The organism is Sphingobium herbicidovorans (genome assembly GCF_002080435.1).
GTDB classification, from domain to species: Bacteria; Pseudomonadota; Alphaproteobacteria; order Sphingomonadales; family Sphingomonadaceae; genus Sphingobium; species Sphingobium herbicidovorans.
Genome location: NZ_CP020539.1, coordinates 613361 through 631715 on the forward strand (window position 1 = coordinate 613361; position 18355 = coordinate 631715).

The window sequence follows — 18355 nt, forward strand, 5'->3', positions numbered from 1 at the left end:
CGAAATAGTCGGCGACGATGTGATCAATTTCCTGATCGGACCAGACTTCCGCCACGCCCTACTCCACCACCGGGTAGTTCGGCATCGGCCATTCATGCCCGGCATTGTCCATCATGAGATCGATGAAGATCGGCAGCAAGCAGCCGAGCAGCGCGGCGCCATCCCTGACCTGGGCGCGATTGACATCGCTGTTCCATGTCGAGCCACCATGCACCAGTTGGTTGCGCAGCACATAAAGCCGGTCGAACAGGATCGAGAGTATCCTGGCCGTGTCATGATCGCGCAGTGCGGCGCCTATCGCTGTCCGCGACCGCTCGAGCCTGTCAGCCCAGTCGGCATAGCCGGACGCACCATTGTGATGCTGCCAAAAGGGATGGAAGACATAGCGGTTTGCGAGCAGCACCCGGATTTCCTGAGGGAAGCGCTGCCAGACCATGTCGTAGATGCGATGTTTGCCATCAAAGCCCACAAGGGTTGCGAAAAAGGCCTGGAACAATCCCCGCTCACCCTCGGGGATACCAATCACCCGCGATGCTTCAACGTCGCCGGCATAGGCAGCGTTGAAGCCGATCCAGAGCAGGATGAAACGTACATCCTCATCGGCCTGCTCGGCCTCGGCACGGCGCAGCCACGACAGCGCGCGATGCACCCTGAGCGTCAGCGGCTCCGGAAAATCGCCACGCAGCTCGCGCTGCTTGGCCTTCAAGTTCTCATGGTGCAGCGGGCTGCCGGGCGGATAGCGATAGGCCATGACCGATATGGTAAAGCCTTGCTGGTCAGGCTCAATCCCTCTCGATCAACGGCCTCGAGATCGTTGCAGCGGCGCTCGTTCCTTGCCGGGTTCCCGCCGGTTCCGGCCTGACGGCTCAACGGCCCGGACCGAGGTGTCCCGCACCTTTGCTGCCTGAAACTGCCAGCCCGCCTGCAAATGCGTTTGCACCTTGTCGTTTGCCACCTTCATCACCCTGGCAACGGCATCGGGATCGTCGAATAATGCCGCGCGCACCACTGTCTCGATCACGCGAAGCTGGCTCTGGGCCGCCCGCGCATTCTTCTCCCGGCTTTGTTCGGACGGTGTTTGTCTAGACGACTCATCGGGCTGGCGTCGATTCCGCCCAGGTTCGCGCGACGCCGGCGCCGTGACGGCAGGGGCAATGCTGTTGCGACTAGCATCGCGCCGGACTCGGTCCAGCTCCTGCAAATCCCGTTCGCTCGGCCGATATCCCCGCACCTCCAAACCTTGGCGACTGGCTTCGAGCCAAGCCGCCCTTCGGAACGTCTCACTGCCGGTAACATGGACGTGCGACCACCCGCGATGGCGAGCGATGGCAACGAGATCGCGCACAACCTCGTCGCTCTCGCTGGAGGTGATGAGCCGTCTGCCCTGGTCGCGGAACGCCGGTTCCTTTGCCTGTGCCGTCGTGAAATATGCGGGCTCGCCCGACCATTTGCTCGTCGCGGAGAAATAGCGCTTTCGCAAGGCATCGGGAATGTCACCGGGCGACGCCGCTTGAAGGACGGACGGATCAAACGACTTCCCCATCTTGGCTGGTTCGAGCGACGGTTGCGCCGCATTCCTCGGCCTGACTCCCGCGTCCTGCCCTATCGTATTGCTACGCTTGCCCGTACCACGTGGCGTCAGAGGTTTTTCAGCGGCCATGATCTGCCCTTTCCTGGATGAGGGGTGAAGACGACGCCCCTTCCGTCTGCACGAGCGCCCGCTCGATCATCGATGACACGAAAGCGATAGCGGCTGCCTCATCGCCGGGCGGCGGTAAGTCGGTCAGGTCGCCTAGGACCAGCATGTCATCGGTAATCTCGGCCGCGCCCGCCAGTTCACCCTCGGTCATTTCCCGCATCTTGGTCTCCTCCAGCAAGGCCCCGCCCGTGCTCTTCGCCGTTGGCCCCTTCGCGACATTGTAAGGGGGCACCATCTGATGCTTGCCAGGCGGCAGAACAGTTGGGGATGGTGCAGCGGGGATAGGCCGCGACGGCAGAATGGGCGGCGACAAAACGCGCCGTGTGAAGCGCGGCATTCGATAAAAGGCGATCTTCCTGCCACGAACCGGCGCGATGCCGCCGCGCAGCAACAAGAGCTCGGTCTTGGACATTTGCATCAGCTCCTGCGGCAGCAGGAGGGCGCGGCGCTGATCGGATTCCGATACGCTGCGATTGGCCAGCAGCCCATGAATCGTTCGGCTGCGCGATTTCACATTCATCGTGAAGAAGCCGAGCCGCTCCGAAAGCTCGTTCGCGACCTTCAGCTCCTTGGGCGTAAACACCACCTCAAGGCCGCAATTGGCGATGATTTCGTCGGTAACATCGGGACCATAAATGGCCCGCAGTTGCGCCCGGCTCTGGATCACCGGCAGCAAGCGCAAGCCGTATCCGGCGACATAGGAAAAGCCGCCCGCGATGACCGAGGCCTTCCCGAGCCTTGCGAATTCATCGAGCAAGATCAGAACAGGGACATTGCTGGAAGCATCGGGCAAATCGCGCGTGTTGAGATCCACCAGCTGCTGCAGGAAGAGGCTATAAACTGGTGCGATCCGGTCGATATTGTCGGGCGAAACACCGAGATAGATCGACATGCGCCGCGCCCGGACTTCGCGCAGATCGAAATCGCTTGCCGATGTCGCCGCATCGACGACGGGGTTGAGCCAGAGATTGAGGCGCGCAGTGATCGTCTGCTTAATCCCGGAAAAGGTGTTGTCCGAAGCCGAGGCGAAATCCTGGATTGCCGAGACGCATGCCTGACTTAGGCGCTGTCCCGTCCCCCTCGCCTCTTCCAGGGCCTTGGGAAGATCGCTCTTGGGATCCCCAGACGTGAGCCGTCGATAGATCTCACCGATCGTGAAGGGCATGCCAGGATTGGCAGCAACGAGCGCGCCGACGCCGATGAAGGCCGCCCGCGCCGCCTCGGCCCAGAAGGGGTCCGATCGTTCCGGCGCTGGGAAGAGCATGACCGCGATTTTCTGAAGCTCGTTGACGACTTCGGTGTCATCGGCTCGCCGGATATGGGCCAGGGGATTGTACCGTGCCGTCCGCCCTTCAGGGTCTAACGGATCGAAGAGGAAAACCGATTGGCCGGCACGTTGGCGATAACCGGCGCTGATACTCCAATTCTCCCGCTTCACATCAAGCACGACGACCGAATCCGGCCAGGTTAGCAGATTGGGGATGACAACACCGACGCCCTTCCCGGCGCGCGTCGGCGCTTCGAGCAAGACATGCTCGTTCCCGCCGAAAATGAGGAAGCGTCCTGCTTTGCGTCCAACGACAATGCCAGATGGCGCGCGCAGCCCCTCGCGTCGAATTTCGCCCTCGCGCGCAAACCGCGCCCTGCCATGCAAGGCTGGGCCTTGCCGCAGCATCGTGAGGACAAGAAGCGCGACTACGGCGGCGCCAGCCATCGCTCCCCGCCTGATCCAGTCAGCGAGCAGCGGATCGCCGCGATAATACCAGAGCCAGGCCGGCAGAGTGCCGAGATCGATATTAGGTCCGATCTGCCCGAGTGCGAACAGGGCAACGAACAGGGTGATGACAGCCCACAGCAGAATTGCGCCGATCACGCACAGGCCAATCGCCCAGGGACTACGCTGCGCCAGCATCGCCCATCCTCGGCTCGAAATAGATCTCTTCGACCTCAAACCGCCCGCCGTGACGGCGTGTCTGCACAACGACGTCGACGAGCATGCGAAGGAGCCCGCGAATATCGTCGCGGGCGAGATCGCGGCCGCCTTCCGATTCCTTGACGAGCAGCGTCAGCTGTTCGAACGCGCCGGCGGGTGAACCGGCGTGGACGGTCGTGATCGATCCGGGATGCCCGGAATTGACGTTCCGCAGGTAGAAGAAGGCGGTGCCGTCACGCAGCTCTTGGAGCAGGATGCGATCGGGCCGCATGCGCAGCGCGCTTTCGAGCAGCTGCTTGGCGCCAACCTTGGCCAAGCCCTGCCCCTCGCTCGAATAGACCATATGGACAACGTTGCGATGAGGCACGACCAGCTCACGCGTATCTTCGATTGTCAGCAATCGTTCGTCCGGCGGGATGAGCTGAATGAGTGCCTTGGCAAGAGTGGTCTTTCCCGAACCCGTGGCGCCGCTGACTAGAATGTTCTTGCGTGCCGGAACGGCAACCTTGAAGAATTCCGGCCAGTCCCCCGCGTCGCGCAGCGCCACTAACCGCGCATCGACATCGGTGAGACCCTTGGCGCTGGCGCGCGTCGCGCGGAACAGCCCGGCGCCGGCCAGTTGATCGATCGGCAGGGTCACGGTCGATGGCTTGCGGATCGTGAAGGAAGGACAACCGCTTGGGGTGACCGACGGTATGACGATCTGGCAGCGCTCGCCGCCCGGCAGGACTGTCGAACAGATCGGAGACTGACCATCGATATCCTGGTGCGTGAAGCTCGCCGCGGCAACAGCCAGGGTAGAAAGCCAGTCGCTGTCCAGCTCCGGCATCTCCTGCCAGCGCCACCCTTGGCGGTCCTCGATCCCCGCTTCTCCCGGGCGGTTGACCACCAGCTCCGTGACATCCTCCGGTTCCAGGAGGGGCAGGAGCGGCGCGAGATAGTGGCGCAGGACGGCGGTATCGCGCATGGCTTACCGCCGCAGTTCCAGATTGTAGACGTCGGCGAAGTTGAAATCCTTGGCGACGAAGATGCCGACCTCCTCGCCCTGATTCTTCTTCAGGACCGGCCGGATATTGATATTGTTCTGCAAGGCAATCGCCGCGCCTTCGCTGGGCGCCCGGGTCACATTGTTGAAATTGCCATTGCCGCTCGAGGCGGCCTGTCCGGCGATATAGGCGGCATCATCGACGAGTGAGAGGAGCAGGGCGCCGCCAAAACGCGCCCAGAAGAAGCTGTCGACCGCGCCTGCAAGCCCGGCTCGGCCGAGTGCATCGGAGCCAGGCGAGGCAAGATCGATCCGCACGCCCTGGGGCGTTACCGCTCGCGTCCAGAGGACGAACAGGCGATTTTGCCCTTGCTGGATGCCGCCGCGATATTCGCCGAGAACGCGCGTGCCCTTTTCCATGAGTACGACCCGGCCATTCTCGGAATAGACGTCTCGCGGGATCAGGCAGGACGTGTAACCGGGCTGCGCGGAATTGATGGCGGTTTGCAGAATGCAGGGGATCAATGTGCCCGCCGTAATCAGAAAATTGCGGTTCGGCAGCATCGAGGCCCGCGCTTCCCCGGTCGAGGAGCTTTGCCGCAAAAGATCGAGCGCGTTGGGCGCCCTGCCCTCGCCGCTCTCTGGCGCTCCGGCAGCGTTGTCGGGCGCTTCCCCGGCAGCCCCTGCAGCTGTGGGCGCGCCGGCCTCGCGGCCAAGATCGCGACCTCCATAGGCGATCAGCGTGGACCGCCGCGCCTGCTCGGCAAGCGTTGGCCGAGCGGCACTGGTCCCGCTCGGTGCCGCGCCCGGCTGCATGGCGGGCACAATTTGGCCTTCAGGTCCGGGAACGCCAGCGGCAGGATTGAGCACCGGCGCGTTGGGGTCCGCGCGGGCAGCCCCGAGCGGTCGGCGTTGAGGGGCGACCGCGGCATAATCGACTGTTTCCCGAGCGACGATATCGGGTCGTTCCCGGGCTGCACCTGCCGGCGCGGTGAGGTCACGAGACGAGGATTGCTGGCCCGTGCCGGAATTCACCCAGAGAATGCCCAGGACCATTGCCGTGCCGGCGAAGATCAGCGCGGTGTTGCGCCGCGCGGGCGTCGTGCCGCCGATCGGCTCGATTCCACGCTCGTGAAGAATTTCGTGCCTTTCGGGCGTTGGATCGGCACCGGGCAGCGGGCGCACGACAGGGGACGGTTCATCGGCCATGGTTCATTCCTGCGGATGGGAGATGGTGCGCTCGACGTGAGACGATCCGGTATTCGTTCCATGATCGACGCCATAAGGTTCGGGCGCCTGGTTATAGATGCACAGCACCTCGCCGCCCCGGCGCAGGCGCAGTTGGCGCGCCACCAAATGAACGACGACGAATTCATCGCGAACGTCGAAGGGAACCAGGGTTTCGGACCCGTCTGGCCTCACCAGATAAATGGCAGGAACTTCCCGGTTCGCCGGAAACCGCAAAACCGTGAATTGGCCATTGTCGGAGACCTCCGACGGCTGCAAATCGCTCGAACCCTGCACCTTATAATTCATGTTGCGCGGACCCTCGATCACCGCATGGTCGAGGGCACCGCGAACAGCCTGGGCCTCCAGCGCCGCCGCTTGCATCGCGATCTGTGCCGCTCTCAGGCGTTCGGCCCGCGCCACCTCGTCCCGCGGATAGCGGAAGCGGACCTGGAAATAGGCCTGGCCGTTGCGGCCGATGATCGGACCACTACGAGCCGTGAGTTCAAAGGCATAGCTTCTTAAGGTTCCGCCGCGAGACGTGGTGACGATAAGGTTGGTCGGTCCAGCGCGTTCGCGCGGCTTGAGGAACAAGATGTGGCCGGCCACCGCCACCTCCCAGGAGACGGTGTCGCCCAGCGCTACGTGCTGAATCGTTTCGTCCTCGCTGAGGACAATCTGGGTTGCTGTCCGGAAGGTCCCGACGATGCGATAGACCTGCGCTTCCTCATAATCGACGAACTTGACGCGTGGGTCAGACGCAGCGCCACGCGGGACCTCAACCGCATGGGCAGCAGAAAGGGATGCAAACGCGATGAAAACCGCAGCGACCAATGTTTTCATCGGACTACCTCCGGGTCGGAGCGGTAATTCTCGACCTGGAAGCCGAGCGGGTTCCGATAGCGATCACCTTCGGCCATCGGCGCGTTGGCATAGGCGAAAGTGACCGTGGCGATCCAATCGCTGCTCTGCGTATCCGTCTCGGTCTGGACGATCCGTGTGAATCGCACATTGGCAACCCGATCATTGATGAAGGCGATGTTGCGCACCCGCGCCTGGACGACTGCGTTTTTCCCCCAGGCGTTCTGGGGACTGGCAGCATTGTTGTTGCTGAAGAAGCGTGCCCAGCGCTGCTGCTCCGCCGGCTGCGACAGGATTGTCACGAAGCGGAAATTCTCCTCGGCAGCCGCCGGTATCCAGCTTTCACGCGTCCGGACATATTGCGCGAGAAAGTATTTGGTGACCGCTTCATCATAGCGCATCGGCCGCTGGGTCAGCGCCGTCTGGACATCCACCGCGCCCGTCGTCTGATTGACCCGAATGACATAGGGCACGACGGTCTTGAGCGGGGCCAGCGCGGCGACAGCAAAAATGGATGCGGCCGCAAGGATCGAGGTTACCGTCGCCACGGTCCAAGCAATACGCGTCGATCGCAATGCCGATCGAACCCTGTCCTGGTCCCAGCTTCGCGCTTCCTGGAAATAGCGTTTGAGCCCGGAAGTAGGCACCGCCTCCGCGTCATCGTCAGCAACTCGCATAACGAATGTCCTTTGGCGCAAAGGAAACCTTGTCGTCCGGAGGCGCTGGCACTGCGGGCGGAGGCGGTGGATCGCCCACCTGCGGATGAGACAAGGGAGGAATGGGCGGCGCAGGGCGCGGCGCTGTAGTCGCCCGCACCGGCGATCCGGGCAGAACGCTCCCATAGATGTTCACGTCACGCAGATGGTGCCCGTTGCAAACGGCCAGCTTCTTGGGTCCGGACGCGCATGCCGCGAGGCCCAGCAGTGGAAGGCTGCCGATCAGGCAGAAAGTAACCTGGCGGATGGTGAACGTCGATTTTTGAGGACAGGGCAAGGTCATGGTGATGTCTCACTATGCCGCTTCGATGGAGCCGCCCCGACGAGCGGCGCGCTCCAGATTGCGGCTGTTGCGCGCAATGCGGCGTTGTCGGAGGGGAGATGCCATCGTCCCCCAGGCGGTCCCGGCGAAGGCACCAACCCCCGCAGCGGCGCCGCCCGCAATGCCGGTGGCAATGGCCGGAGCCTGGAAAAAGAAAATGGTCCCGAGGAAGAGATAAACGGCGAAAAGAACCGCACCGATTGTCACATCAGCTTTTGATTCTGCAGCCGCGATTGCGATGCTGCCCAAATCAGAAATGAGCGTCGTGATCGCGATGATCACTCCCATGAGGACTATGTAGTTGAAGACCTGCCCGAGCCATCCATGAAAGAAGCGGCGCGTAGGTTCGAACAATGCAAGTGCAATGAAAATTGGCCCGAGAGCTATAATAATGGCCAGCGCTATTTTGGCAAAAATAGTAATTGAAAAACCGATCGCGGCAGACAATCCTGCCAGCGCGTAGAGGCAAACGGCTAGAGCGATCAGCACCAAACGCATCGGATTAATTTCAATATACGTCGCAGCTTTGGCGCGAATTATGAGAACTATGCTGTCGACTTGATTGAAGTAGTCATCAAATGCAGCGCCCACGCTGGTGATGGTCCGCCCGGAGAGTGCCTGCGAGAGTGCGTCCGGCATCCCATGAAAAAGAGGCGTGGTGATCCACTCGGAATAGGCGACCGTCGTTGCGGCAATATACAGCAGGCAGAGCTTGACCATTCGGTAGAATAGTTCGCCCCAGGGTTCGCTAATAATGCCGCGCATCACCATGTAGCCGAACAAAGCGATATAAATAACAAGCCCAACGGCGAGCGGCCCGCGAACAACCTCAACGACGTTTTGAAGACGCTCGTTGAGGAACAGGTCTAACTGATTGTCGACCTGCATATAGAAATCGTTGAACAGTGTAGAGGCCATTGCGGGTCAGCTCGCCGTCAAAGTGACCGCTTCAGGTCATCGAGATCTTTAACGTCCTGAGCATTGACGCACTCGCGGGAACTTGGATGGGTTCCGTTCGCGCAATCCCTGAGCGTTTGATTCCGCAGATCGGAGTTACTGCGATACTCATCTTTTCCGGTCGGCGGTTTGCACCCGAGCAAGCCAACCAAAGTAACGCTTACGACAATGGCCCGGAGCATTACGAGCCTCCCAAACTTGCCGATAGGTCGGCTAAATCCTGCTCATCGTCGCGCTGCATCTGAAGACGACGTCCTGACTCCTGCCGCATCCGCAGCGCCTGCAACTGCAGGGCATCATTTTGGATATGGGCGTTTTCGACCCCTACCCTTGCCTGGATGTCCATGACCTGTTTGGCGTCCGAAGCCGTATCGAGCGAGGTGCGCAGTTCTTCCAAGCCTGCGGTGCGCTGGGCCGAGACGCCGTAGGCCGACTCCGCTATCGCAGCATCGCGGGCGGCCAGATCGCCGTTTCGCAACAGGTTGTCGCGCGACGCCCGTTCATAAGCGGATGCGCCAGGCCGCAGCTCCGGCAGTGCAATGCGGTTGGCATCGCGAATGCGGGTCGCGGCACTGCCAAGCGATCCCAGGCTGGCATTTTCCGACGACATCAGCCTGCCGAGGTCGCGGGCCTCAGGCGGCAGAAGATGGCGCATGGCATCGGTCGATAGCGACGGGGCAATGCCATTGACGTCGGTGACCTGATTGAAGCTACCGTAGAGCTGCTTGGCCTCGGCGATCTGCTCCTTGCCCTGGTCGATCATGGACAGGGTGTTCTTGACCGTGGCGAGCGCCTGCAAATAGCCGGAGCTGTCATAGACCGGTATGCCCTGGGCGGCGGCCGGACCCGCCGTTCCCAGGATAATCGCACCGATCGCTGCGAATCCGCCTTTACGCATAGCTCATCCTTTCCTGCTCGATGGAGATCGACGCTGCTGGTGAAAGAGGGGCAGCCAGTATTCGGGATCGTCGCCGACCTCGGCGCGGATGGCATCGAGCAGCGTCACCGTTTCCGTGGTGCCCGAGAGAACTGCCAGCTCGTCGGAGAGACCGCCAAGATCGAGCTCGACGACGATTGAGTCATGGCCTTGCTTGACCAGGAACCGGCGGGATTCCGGATTCAGATCGTGGCGGATGAGCTTGAATTCCGCCTGGGTCAGACCCAGTCCATCGACATAGTCCGTTTCGCGGCCATAGGGGTTGGGAAGCAGTATCTTGGTCGCAACCTGCTCCATGATGCTGTGCGAAATGTCCGAACGCAGCGCATCCGCAGGGCTTTGCGTGCCGAAGACAAGAAAGGCATTCTGCTTGCGGTAGGTCTTGAGGCCGTCCTGCGCGAAGGCGCGGAACGCATCGTCCCCCAAGGCTTTCCAGAATTCGTCGATATCGATCACAAGCCGCCGGCCGTCGAGGAGACCGTCGATCCGGTGGAACATGTACATCATGAGCGGCGTGCGCACTTCGGGGTTGTCGAGAAAATCGGTCATGTCGAAGCCGACGAACGGCGCCTCCAGCGACAAAGCGTCGATCTCATTGTCGAACACCCAGCCGAGCGAACCGCCCCGCGCCCATTTCTCCAGCCGGGCACCGATGCCTTCCGGGTCGCGCTGACCGAGCAGCTGGCGAAGCGCGAGAATGGAGCGGTCCTCCGGCGCAAGGCGTCCGAGCGAGGCCAGCCCCTCATCGATCATGCGCTCCTGCGTGACGCCGAGTTGGCCTCCAACCGGCGTCACCAGCTGCCGGATCAGGCGCCCCAGGAAGACAAGATTGCGCGGACCATAGTCGAGTGCCCGCAGCGGAGCGAAACCCGTAGGCTCACCATTCTTCAGCGTCAGATAGATCCCGCCCGCGGATCGGACATAGATCTCCGCGCCGCGGTCCTTGTCGATGAAGATCTGCTGCGCGCCCGTCTTCTCGAGCTGCGCCATCAGAAAATTCTGGACGACGGTCTTGCCCGCGCCGGAAGGACCGATGATCAGTGTGTGACCCAAGTCGCCAACATGGAAGTTGAAATAATAGGGCGATTGCGCGGCCGTCTTCATCATGGCGATCGCAGGCCCCCAATGGTTCCCCTTGGCCCGGCCTGCGGGATAGGTATGGAACGGCGCCAAGGCAGCAAAATTGCGCGAGGTGATCGCCGCTGGCCGCGCCCGCCATGCGAAATTTCCGGGCAGCTGCGCCCAAAACGCTGCTTCGAGCGCTGGTCCTTCGCGCGCCGCCACCAAACCAGCATCGGCCAGTGCCGCGCGCGCGGCCGAGAGATTGTCGGCAAGTCGCCTTTGGCTGTCGGCGAAGACCGCCAGCGAGAAATGATGCTCCCCGAGCACGAACCGGTTGCTTTGCAGATCGTCGGCTGCATCGGCGAGATCGAGCGCCTGGCTCGCTGCGGCATCCTCGGTCGAGGCCATCTGGTTTTGCCGGCGGCGCAGACGTTCGGCTGCCCGCGCTTTGCCCATGAAGGTGAAGGATTGCGAGACGACGAAGGCGAAATCCTGGCCGAGCAAGGCATTCATCTGTCCCGGGCGCGTCAGCGCGGGATATTCCCTGATGCCGAAGATTCCCTGCCAGCGGCTCGTGTCATGGGCACGGATCTCGACCGTCTCACGTCCGAAGATCACGCGCTCGCCGTAAAGCGCGGATCCCAGATGCCCGCGGACGAGCGGAACCCTGGATCGCGCACCCATCATCACTTGCTCGAGCACCTCAAGCGGGGCGGAGAAGATCAGGCCATTATGCTCGTAGAGAGCAAGGCGCGCCGGACTGCAGCGGCGGAGCAGCTTCTCGATGTCGCGCGCCTTCTCCTCGAAGCGCGCCAGTTCATCGGGATCGACCTCCTCCTCTGCGGCCTTGGCTTTCGCGATCCGCTTGAGCAGCAGCCCGGTCCGGTCGGCCGATCCGACTGCCGGACGCATGAGAAGCGTCAGATAATGCTCATTGACGAACATCCGCTTGGCGGTGACGCGCGCCCGATATTTAGCGTCGAGCTCGGCGGCGAACTTTGAGCGGAACTGCCCTTCGGGATAGTCCCCTACGGCTGAGCGGACGATGTGGGTCCAGATCGCAAGCCGATCGTCGGCGATGTTGCGCCAAGTGCCGTTGAGCTTCTCGTGCCAATCATTGAGGTGGATCGGATCAGCCGTCTCGAAAGCCATGCCTTCGAGGCGGAACATCATCATGAGATCGCCGCTATCAAGCGCAATCACATCGGGCGTCACATGGCGGGCATAGGGAAGATAGCGCCCGGGCTCCGCTTCTCGGGTCAGAACCCGCCAAGGCGTCTTGCGCGGCGGCAGCTGGGCGGCGGCGCTAGCCACGCGCGAAACCCTTGCGCTTCATCCCCGCGACCGGCAGCGGCGAATAGGAACTGCCGCCCCACCAGCCGCGGTTCCGGCAGCGCGCCTTGGTCAAAGTCCATAACCATAGCAGGCGAAAGGCATTGGCGTCGTGGCGCACGATGAGGCGCGCCACCGCGAGGCACGCGCCGCCGATCGCCCCCGCGTAAAGCGGATTGCCGCTGACGATCAGGGTGAGACAGGCAGCAAGCGCAATCGGCAAGGATGCTTCGAGCGGCACGCCCAGCCACATCGTCGGCCGGGTCACCGCAAGGAAAAGCGTTTCCTCGCGCAGCCGCTCGTTCGAGGGCGCGGCCTCCTTCACGCGCCACCGGTGATGGTATCGACGATCCACTGCGCGCTGAAGACGATGAAAATGCCGACGATGACCGTCACCAAAAGGCCGAGGCTCGCCCGTCCGGTGAAGAACATGAAGCCGACGATGACGACGGCGATCACCGCAATCGTCTTGGCAAAGGTTCCCGTTAGCCAGGTCTTGATGTTCTCGGCCATGGAGGTGATGCCGTCCGCACCTTGCGCATGAGCAGGATCACTCAGCAGCAACGAGAGAAGCATCGCCAGGCCGACGATGCCGGCGATGCGCAGCAGAAGACGCGCCCATTGGGGCTGGGAGCCCAGGCGGGCGGTGATCGCTGTCATGGATGCTGTCCTTTCTGAGAAGTTGTCCCGTCCCCGAAGACCATGAGCGAGGCTTGCCGGGCATCTGCGGCGATGTTCCAACCAGCGGCCTGCGTCGCAGCGAGCGCAGTGGGTTGCGGTTTGGCGATCACCGCATCGGCAAGCCGGACAGGCGCGGTCATCACCGACGCTGGGTGCCTGCCGCGGATCAGGGGAATGACGGTTGACGCGCTGGCATAGACCCGGGCGACATAACCATTGCGAAAGCCGCGCCGCCGATCGCCAGTATTGTAGAGCGAGAGCGCTGTTGCGATCGCATGGTCCGAACTCTGGGCGGAGTGCGCCACCGACTGATAGTTGGTCGTCAACACCCGCGCGGCGGCGGCAAGGTTGCGGCACGGCTCGAAGGCATCCTCCACCGACAGACCCAGCCATCCGAGGTTGGCGCTGTTGATCTGCCCCAAGCCCAAATCGATGTTGTAGCCTTGGCGAATGAGGCGACGCGCGGCGGCAATCGCCTGTGCCCTCGTCGCCGGCACCGGCTTGCGCGCACCCGGACTGTTGACCCCGATCGCCAGCGTGTTGAATCGGCTTTCCGTGTGAACGATCGAGATCAGCGTCTCAGGCGCCACGCTTGGCGCGCATGAGCCTGCAAGGGCGAGAAGACTGGCGACGTCGAGGATCATCGAGCGAGATCCTGCAGCCGCTCGATATGGGCCAGCGAGTAGGTCTCGCGGCGTCCATCGCTGAAAGTCATGACAACCCGGCGCCGCGTTGCGGAATCGCGATCGTGGACCTTGGTACGAGCAACACCGCCGCCGCTACAGCCGGGAAAAGAGCCGCCGGTGGCCAAGCGCTGCCACAACTTGGTCATGGGCGCGACGCACTGGGCATATTGCGTCGCGCCACCAGGATTAGAAAGGCACAGGAGAACCTGGCAGCCCAAGTCATTCGCTCGCGCGGGAGTCGGTTGAAGGGCGGTGCCCATGGCGAGCACCGCCAGGCTGAGAGTCACGCGTTGCATCGGGTCATTCCCCCGTGAGAGACACCTCCCGCGTCGGGAATTGGCGTCAGCTATCCGTTGGATTTCACCTCTCTTTTGTTCCGCCCGGCCCCGATTTCGGCAATCCCCCCAGCCGGGGGGAGTAGGCTCGTGCGTTGCTGGTCCAGAAATTCGGCCAGCGCACTTTCCTGATCGGGTCGCAGAGCATCGGTGGCAGCCAGATATTCCGGCGGTTCGCCCCGAAGCAGGACGGACGGACACTGGCCATCATAATTGCCGAGATTGGGACGGTGCTGCTGGTAGCCGACCAGCGCGGCAAGGTCTGGATCGAACGCACGGGCCGCATTGGGCGGATAGGTCAGCCATTTATTTTCGTAGGGCTTCAGCCAGCCCAGGCAATAGCTGACGATGATGCCACGCCGGATCGCGCCGGTCATGTTGGCGCCGGCACCATGCAGCGTAGAACCGAGGAAGAGGATCGCCGAGCCCGGCTCCGCCTCAACCGCCATGGGCTGCGCGTCCTTGACCATGGAGCCGGCATTATGGCTCCCGGACCAGATCAATGTGGCGCCGTTTTCAGCCTTGAACGGAGAAATCGGCCACATCACGTTGACGAGATATTCGAGCTCGCCGGCCGGGCCGCGCCACATATCCTGGTCCCTGTGAGGAAACTGCGCCGGCGCTCCTGGATGCAGTTCGAGCGCCTGCGTGAGGTTGAGCTGGATGGTATCGCACCAGGGGTCGAGAACCGACCGCACCAGGCGCATGATCGCAGGATGGCGCACGAGTCGCTCGACAGTGGGTACGCGTTTCAAAAGGCCGCCAAAGCGCTTGGTGAGCGGACCGTAGAAGCCGCCCTGGCAAAAGGGTGTGGCGGCAAACCGCGGATCGAGGGCCTGATCGATCTCCGCGACCTCTGTCTTGGATGCGATGTCCCGCAACACGCAGAAGCCGTGCCGCTGTAAATCGTCATCGACCGCAGGTTCGGCAGCTGGGCGATAGGGGGAGAGATTTGTCATGGTGCCCTCTTCAAGCAGCCTTGGCAAGATCGGCAAGGCCGACCGAGCGCCAGATGCCGCTGGCCTGCAGCTGCTCGCGGGTGCTGCCATTGATGTCGATCTGTAAGGCGATAAGGCAGCGGCTGCTTGTTGAGGCGGGCAGGCCGAGGGGACGGCATGCCCAGCCAAAGCTCAGGATCTGTTGGAACCAGAACCACTCAGCAACGCCGGTGTAACTGTCGATATGATTGCCGAGCGCATATTCGACGAGCGCGGACACCAGCCGATTGCGCACCTCCAGGCGCTCTCGTGCGCGCAATCGTCGTGCAAGACAAAAGCGCGTGATCTCGAGGATCGCACCACCCCGGGGAGGCACTTGTTCGCACAGCTCGGGGAAAATGGTGCCGAGAATATGGTCACCGGTCGTCGGAAGCAGCCGCGCCGAGGCAAGATGCTCGCCCTCGGCGTCGGCTATCACGATGTAGACGGCACGGTCATTGTCGAACTGGTCGATTTCATAACGACCGGCAAAGACCGGCACGTCCCAGCGCAGAAGATCGACGAATACCCGTTTGCGTTCCTCGAACATCGAACAGAACAGGCGGTTTTCCATGGCGCGGGCAGCGCCGGTTGCGATATGCATGACAGCCTCCTTTGGTGAGGCGGTCAGTCGATCAGGCCCGCGTTCTTTCGGTTATCCCCTGTCCTGGGGAGATCATCGCCCGAAAACATCTGCGAAGCTGATCTGTCCATCGAACAATGCGCGGATCGCCAGCAGCGTGCGCTTCGTCACGCCGTAGCGGTCGCGTGCATCCTTGACATGCTGGATCACCGTTTCCTGCCCAATGCCGAGGATTTGGCTAATCTCCCAGTCGGTTTTCCCGCGTGCTACCAGCGCCACACATTCGGCCTGCCGCTCAGTCAGGCACGGGCCTTCGCATGGAGCTGGGGTTTGACGGGAAAGCCTGCGCGCGGCTTCGAATGCGAAGCTGCCGATCAGCTGGACGAGCGGGAGCTGTCGTTGATCGAGCACGTCGCCTGACCCCATGGCGAATGAGCAGGACCCATTCACTTCCCCCGGAATATGGGCAGGAACCGTGAAACCATCGCCCAGCCCGGCGTCGTGCGCCTCCGCCAGGATCGACCGATCAGCAGCACTAAGCGTGATAAGGGATTGCACTGCCGACCAGGCAAAGCCGATATTAGTGCGATGGCTGGCCCGGTGGATCGGATCACTGGCATAGAGGCGACGCGCCTGGAAACGCTCCACCCATTCTGGTGGATAATCGACGATATGGACAGAGCTCACCGCTGGCTTGAGGTCGATATGGTGGACCAGAGAAACGTACCGAAAGCCCATCGCACGCGTAATTTCGGCCATCAGGCCGGCCAGTGCTTGGCTGTCCTTGATTATCGCGGCGACCGCGCAGAAGTCCTGAACTTGCCCAAGCCCGATCATCACGGCCCGAGCGAGATCACAGGAGCGCGTCCATATTGAGATGACCGTCGCGAACCGCGCGCAGCACCAGCTGCGTTCGGCGCCGCACACCGTAGCGCCGACGCGCGGATTCAACATATTCATGCACGGTGTCGCGGCTAAGCCCGAGAATCTGGGCAATCTCCCAATCGCTCTTACCCTGGGCCACGAACGCGATGCACTCGACCTGGCGCGGACTGAGGGAAACGAACGCCAAGGTCCTTATCTCTTCGCCGAGCAGTTCGCGCGCCCGGTCATAAGCGACCGATCCCAGCAACCGGGCGGTGAGAATTTCCGCCGCATCCAGCGGTTCATCACGCGGTCGGGCGACGGTGAAAATCGCCTCAGGCTCACCCGGCGTCCTGATCGGCAAGCTATAGCCCGCTGCAAGGTCATGATCCCTGGCGCGTTTCAGGATGCTTCGCTGGCGCGACGAAAGCTCAAGCACGTCGCCCACCCGATCCCAGGCGAGCCCCGATGGCGTGCGGGCGCAGGCCGCGTGGATGGGGTCCTCGATATAGTGGCGCTCCTCGAGCACCTCTTCGAGCCAGGCCGGCGGATAGGTGGTGAGGAACAGGCGCTGCCCGCCTCCGTGCCGAAGATCGACATTGTGGAGCAGCGTGAACCAGCGGAAGCCGAGTTCGCGCACGGCCGCATCGATCGTGCCTTGCAAATCGCCGAGGTTTCCAGCACGCGCACATTCCTGTGCGAAACGCGTGAGGTCGTCCAGGCGGCCGCAGTCTCTTATCCTGTTCGCCATAGACGGTCGAAGCTCGTCGCCAAAAGAACTTCTCGTCCAGCGTTAAGCGGCCAGCTCCGCGATTATCACGGTGAGTTGAGAACGATTCGCAACAAACCTGCTTGGATGAATCGCCTATGACACTTTGCCTGCTGGTAAAGTGTCATAGGCGACAAAGGACGCTCCACGGTGCGAATTTCGGATTCACATTGATCCTCGTCTGTGCTTGATTCAGTCGCGTTATGTTTCATCCCGGCGCTCCTCTCCAATCTTCCAGCAGCTGCGATATCGCAGCCGTGCTCGAGAGATTGGCGCAGGTCTCAAGCCGTCCCCGCTATGCCTTCATGCTGCTCAACTTGATTGCGCAGGTCGCCGGCCCCGACGGGAGCGCCGGTCCCTGGATCAAGCGGGACAACGAGCTTGTTTCGCTGCGCGACTGGCTCTGCGACGCGCTCACACCGATGTCTCATCGAGTATCCCGCAGCGCAGCGTTGGCAGATCGCGTTCGTAGGGATCTGGACAGAAGTGGAATGCTCACCGGCGATGCACAGGAAACGCAACGAACGATCGCAGAGGAAATGCGCGCACGCATGCGAACCACCGGGAAGAGTAACCTCAGCCGCGCCGTCTCCGAATTGGTGAACGCCGATCTCATGCGCCGTCATTATCAGGGCTATCACGTCGACCATCGAAACCGCGGCGGGCAGCGCCACGCCGTCTATACCTTGATCGGCGACGCCCGGGGCCTCGTGTCTGCGACCAGTCTCACGAAACATGCCGCACAGGGCGAACTCGCTCTTATGAGGTGAGGATACGCCAGTCCGCCCTGCACCACCGGCAGAGATCCTGCCGATGGCTTGGAGTTTTCAGAGCTAACTGTCGTCGTGCTGTTACAACGGCAATCCGCGAAGCAAAGCGCGCCCGCTTCATTAGAAAAGCCAAGATTGCTTTGCTCATGCCGAGTTGGCTTGCCTGAAAACAAGCGGACGGTTAGTGACTCAATGTGCAAACCAGCGAAACCTCCATCGTAAAGCGGTTGACCGCGATGCTCTGCATCGCGCTCGTCTTCGTGTTTGCGGGGATGTCGCTGTCTAACTCCATGGACCGAATCCAGCATGCGCCGGGCGCGCCGATCGCCCATGAGCACATGCTCCTGGGCGATCTTTCGCTCGAGCTGGATCATGCCGACGATCATCACAGCCCGCAGCCGGACGACAGCGACGACGATCCTGTCGGGCATCTTGCCGGCGGTCATCACCACCATGCCGATGGCGGCTCCGGCCTGATCGTCCCCGATCAGGCGCCGGCGGCGATACTCGCGCTGGCCGCCAGCGCGGGCACTTTCGAGCCGCAGCGACGGCCGCTCGGCGTGAAGGCGCGCGGCCCCGAACGACCTCCCAAGGATCTCGGCCCAAACGCCTGAGCCCCGCGTCGCAGGTTCGGCGCGGATGTGTCGTGCCGTCTTGCG

At 62.2% G+C, this 18355-nt stretch carries 22 protein-coding genes; 2 read left to right on the forward strand and 20 right to left on the reverse strand.

Features of this window, described 5'->3' with window-relative positions; translation table 11 throughout:
• Positions 1-58 precede the first annotated feature (58 nt).
• The 20 genes from B6S01_RS17510 to B6S01_RS17600 form a co-directional block, all read right to left on the reverse strand.
• Entirely contained in the window at positions 59-751 is a 693-nt protein-coding gene (locus tag B6S01_RS17510; RefSeq protein ID WP_037462757.1) for a HEPN domain-containing protein, read from the reverse strand.
• Between the two features lie 45 nt (positions 752-796).
• Positions 797-1543: an LPD7 domain-containing protein gene (locus B6S01_RS17515; RefSeq protein WP_234810796.1), complete on the reverse strand. Its 747-nt coding sequence runs from the start codon at positions 1541-1543 to the stop codon at positions 797-799.
• 106 nt (positions 1544-1649) lie between these two features.
• Positions 1650-3611: a type IV secretory system conjugative DNA transfer family protein gene (locus B6S01_RS17520; protein ID WP_037462755.1), complete on the reverse strand. Its 1962-nt coding sequence runs from the start codon at positions 3609-3611 to the stop codon at positions 1650-1652.
• Positions 3595-4599: a P-type DNA transfer ATPase VirB11 gene (gene virB11, locus B6S01_RS17525; RefSeq protein WP_037462754.1), complete on the reverse strand. Its 1005-nt coding sequence runs from the start codon at positions 4597-4599 to the stop codon at positions 3595-3597. The genes B6S01_RS17520 and virB11 overlap by 17 nt, the downstream gene beginning before the upstream one ends.
• A 3-nt stretch (positions 4600-4602) precedes the next feature.
• On the reverse strand, positions 4603-5826 hold the full coding sequence (gene virB10, locus B6S01_RS17530) for a type IV secretion system protein VirB10 (RefSeq protein ID WP_021245266.1): 1224 nt from the start codon (positions 5824-5826) through the stop codon (positions 4603-4605).
• Positions 5827-5829: 3 nt separating this feature from the next.
• On the reverse strand, positions 5830-6687 hold the full coding sequence (gene virB9 / locus B6S01_RS17535; protein WP_021245265.1) for a P-type conjugative transfer protein VirB9: 858 nt from the start codon (positions 6685-6687) through the stop codon (positions 5830-5832).
• Positions 6684-7382: a VirB8 family type IV secretion system protein gene (locus tag B6S01_RS17540; RefSeq protein ID WP_021245264.1), complete on the reverse strand. Its 699-nt coding sequence runs from the start codon at positions 7380-7382 to the stop codon at positions 6684-6686. Before B6S01_RS17540 ends, virB9 begins: the two co-directional genes overlap by 4 nt.
• Positions 7369-7704, reverse strand: coding sequence for a hypothetical protein (locus tag B6S01_RS17545; protein ID WP_037462753.1), 336 nt, complete (start codon positions 7702-7704; stop codon positions 7369-7371). Before B6S01_RS17545 ends, B6S01_RS17540 begins: the two co-directional genes overlap by 14 nt.
• 12 nt (positions 7705-7716) lie before the next feature.
• The gene (locus B6S01_RS17550) at positions 7717-8661 is read right to left on the reverse strand and encodes a TrbL/VirB6 family protein (RefSeq protein ID WP_021245263.1); all 945 of its coding nucleotides are present in this window, start codon (positions 8659-8661) and stop codon (positions 7717-7719) included.
• A 17-nt stretch (positions 8662-8678) separates the two neighbouring features.
• Positions 8679-8882: an EexN family lipoprotein gene (locus B6S01_RS20885; RefSeq protein WP_076605730.1), complete on the reverse strand. Its 204-nt coding sequence runs from the start codon at positions 8880-8882 to the stop codon at positions 8679-8681.
• The gene (locus B6S01_RS17555; RefSeq protein ID WP_025546718.1) at positions 8882-9598 is read right to left on the reverse strand and encodes a TrbJ/VirB5 family protein; all 717 of its coding nucleotides are present in this window, start codon (positions 9596-9598) and stop codon (positions 8882-8884) included. The genes B6S01_RS20885 and B6S01_RS17555 overlap by 1 nt, the downstream gene beginning before the upstream one ends.
• A 3-nt stretch (positions 9599-9601) precedes the next feature.
• Positions 9602-12013, reverse strand: a complete 2412-nt coding sequence (locus B6S01_RS17560; RefSeq protein WP_021245261.1) for a VirB4 family type IV secretion/conjugal transfer ATPase — start codon at positions 12011-12013, stop codon at positions 9602-9604.
• A complete protein-coding gene (locus tag B6S01_RS17565) occupies positions 12006-12356 on the reverse strand; it encodes a VirB3 family type IV secretion system protein (protein ID WP_021245260.1) in 351 nt (116 codons plus the stop codon). Before B6S01_RS17565 ends, B6S01_RS17560 begins: the two co-directional genes overlap by 8 nt.
• Positions 12353-12691: a TrbC/VirB2 family protein gene (locus B6S01_RS17570; RefSeq protein WP_021245259.1), complete on the reverse strand. Its 339-nt coding sequence runs from the start codon at positions 12689-12691 to the stop codon at positions 12353-12355. Before B6S01_RS17570 ends, B6S01_RS17565 begins: the two co-directional genes overlap by 4 nt.
• Positions 12688-13356 carry a lytic transglycosylase domain-containing protein gene (locus B6S01_RS17575; RefSeq protein WP_021245258.1) on the reverse strand — a complete coding sequence of 223 codons (669 nt, stop codon included), beginning with the start codon at positions 13354-13356 and terminating at the stop codon, positions 12688-12690. The genes B6S01_RS17570 and B6S01_RS17575 overlap by 4 nt, the downstream gene beginning before the upstream one ends.
• On the reverse strand, positions 13353-13694 hold the full coding sequence (locus tag B6S01_RS17580) for a hypothetical protein (RefSeq protein ID WP_021245257.1): 342 nt from the start codon (positions 13692-13694) through the stop codon (positions 13353-13355). The genes B6S01_RS17575 and B6S01_RS17580 overlap by 4 nt, the downstream gene beginning before the upstream one ends.
• A 50-nt stretch (positions 13695-13744) precedes the next feature.
• Positions 13745-14692 carry a phytanoyl-CoA dioxygenase family protein gene (locus tag B6S01_RS17585; protein ID WP_099186291.1) on the reverse strand — a complete coding sequence of 316 codons (948 nt, stop codon included), beginning with the start codon at positions 14690-14692 and terminating at the stop codon, positions 13745-13747.
• Positions 14693-14702: 10 nt separating this feature from the next.
• Complete coding sequence (locus tag B6S01_RS17590; RefSeq protein WP_021245255.1) at positions 14703-15314, reverse strand: acyl-homoserine-lactone synthase; 612 nt, start codon at positions 15312-15314, stop codon at positions 14703-14705.
• A 72-nt stretch (positions 15315-15386) separates the two neighbouring features.
• The gene (locus B6S01_RS17595; RefSeq protein ID WP_021245254.1) at positions 15387-16130 is read right to left on the reverse strand and encodes a LuxR family transcriptional regulator; all 744 of its coding nucleotides are present in this window, start codon (positions 16128-16130) and stop codon (positions 15387-15389) included.
• A 16-nt stretch (positions 16131-16146) separates the two neighbouring features.
• On the reverse strand, positions 16147-16908 hold the full coding sequence (locus tag B6S01_RS17600) for a helix-turn-helix transcriptional regulator (RefSeq protein WP_022684250.1): 762 nt from the start codon (positions 16906-16908) through the stop codon (positions 16147-16149).
• Positions 16909-17129: 221 nt separating this feature from the next.
• Between B6S01_RS17600 and B6S01_RS17605 the strand changes: the two genes are divergently transcribed.
• Complete coding sequence (locus B6S01_RS17605; RefSeq protein ID WP_021245252.1) at positions 17130-17696, forward strand: hypothetical protein; 567 nt, start codon at positions 17130-17132, stop codon at positions 17694-17696.
• 194 nt (positions 17697-17890) lie between these two features.
• Complete coding sequence (locus tag B6S01_RS17610) at positions 17891-18310, forward strand: hypothetical protein (protein WP_021245251.1); 420 nt, start codon at positions 17891-17893, stop codon at positions 18308-18310.
• Positions 18311-18355 lie beyond the last annotated feature (45 nt).

Bases quoted from the DNA above. Each gene is read 5' to 3' on its own strand.
- B6S01_RS17545 (WP_037462753.1), bottom strand. From the start codon at position 7,704: ATGACCTTGCCCTGTCCTCAAAAATCGACGTTCACCATCCGCCAGGTT.
- B6S01_RS17570 (WP_021245259.1), bottom strand. From the start codon at position 12,691: ATGACAGCGATCACCGCCCGCCTGGGCTCCCAGCCCCAATGGGCGCGT.
- B6S01_RS17515 (WP_234810796.1), bottom strand. From the start codon at position 1,543: ATGGGGAAGTCGTTTGATCCGTCCGTCCTTCAAGCGGCGTCGCCCGGT.
- B6S01_RS17550 (WP_021245263.1), bottom strand. From the start codon at position 8,661: ATGGCCTCTACACTGTTCAACGATTTCTATATGCAGGTCGACAATCAG.
- B6S01_RS17575 (WP_021245258.1), bottom strand. From the start codon at position 13,356: ATGATCCTCGACGTCGCCAGTCTTCTCGCCCTTGCAGGCTCATGCGCG.
- B6S01_RS17555 (WP_025546718.1), bottom strand. From the start codon at position 9,598: ATGCGTAAAGGCGGATTCGCAGCGATCGGTGCGATTATCCTGGGAACG.
- B6S01_RS17600 (WP_022684250.1), bottom strand. From the start codon at position 16,908: ATGGCGAACAGGATAAGAGACTGCGGCCGCCTGGACGACCTCACGCGT.
- B6S01_RS17540 (WP_021245264.1), bottom strand. From the start codon at position 7,382: ATGCGAGTTGCTGACGATGACGCGGAGGCGGTGCCTACTTCCGGGCTC.
- virB11 (WP_037462754.1), bottom strand. From the start codon at position 4,599: ATGCGCGATACCGCCGTCCTGCGCCACTATCTCGCGCCGCTCCTGCCC.
- B6S01_RS20885 (WP_076605730.1), bottom strand. From the start codon at position 8,882: ATGCTCCGGGCCATTGTCGTAAGCGTTACTTTGGTTGGCTTGCTCGGG.
- B6S01_RS17605 (WP_021245252.1), top strand. From the start codon at position 17,130: ATGTTTCATCCCGGCGCTCCTCTCCAATCTTCCAGCAGCTGCGATATC.
- virB9 (WP_021245265.1), bottom strand. From the start codon at position 6,687: ATGAAAACATTGGTCGCTGCGGTTTTCATCGCGTTTGCATCCCTTTCT.
- B6S01_RS17595 (WP_021245254.1), bottom strand. From the start codon at position 16,130: ATGATCGGGCTTGGGCAAGTTCAGGACTTCTGCGCGGTCGCCGCGATA.
- B6S01_RS17590 (WP_021245255.1), bottom strand. From the start codon at position 15,314: ATGCATATCGCAACCGGCGCTGCCCGCGCCATGGAAAACCGCCTGTTC.
- B6S01_RS17510 (WP_037462757.1), bottom strand. From the start codon at position 751: ATGGCCTATCGCTATCCGCCCGGCAGCCCGCTGCACCATGAGAACTTG.
- B6S01_RS17585 (WP_099186291.1), bottom strand. From the start codon at position 14,692: ATGACAAATCTCTCCCCCTATCGCCCAGCTGCCGAACCTGCGGTCGAT.
- virB10 (WP_021245266.1), bottom strand. From the start codon at position 5,826: ATGGCCGATGAACCGTCCCCTGTCGTGCGCCCGCTGCCCGGTGCCGAT.
- B6S01_RS17520 (WP_037462755.1), bottom strand. From the start codon at position 3,611: ATGCTGGCGCAGCGTAGTCCCTGGGCGATTGGCCTGTGCGTGATCGGC.
- B6S01_RS17580 (WP_021245257.1), bottom strand. From the start codon at position 13,694: ATGCAACGCGTGACTCTCAGCCTGGCGGTGCTCGCCATGGGCACCGCC.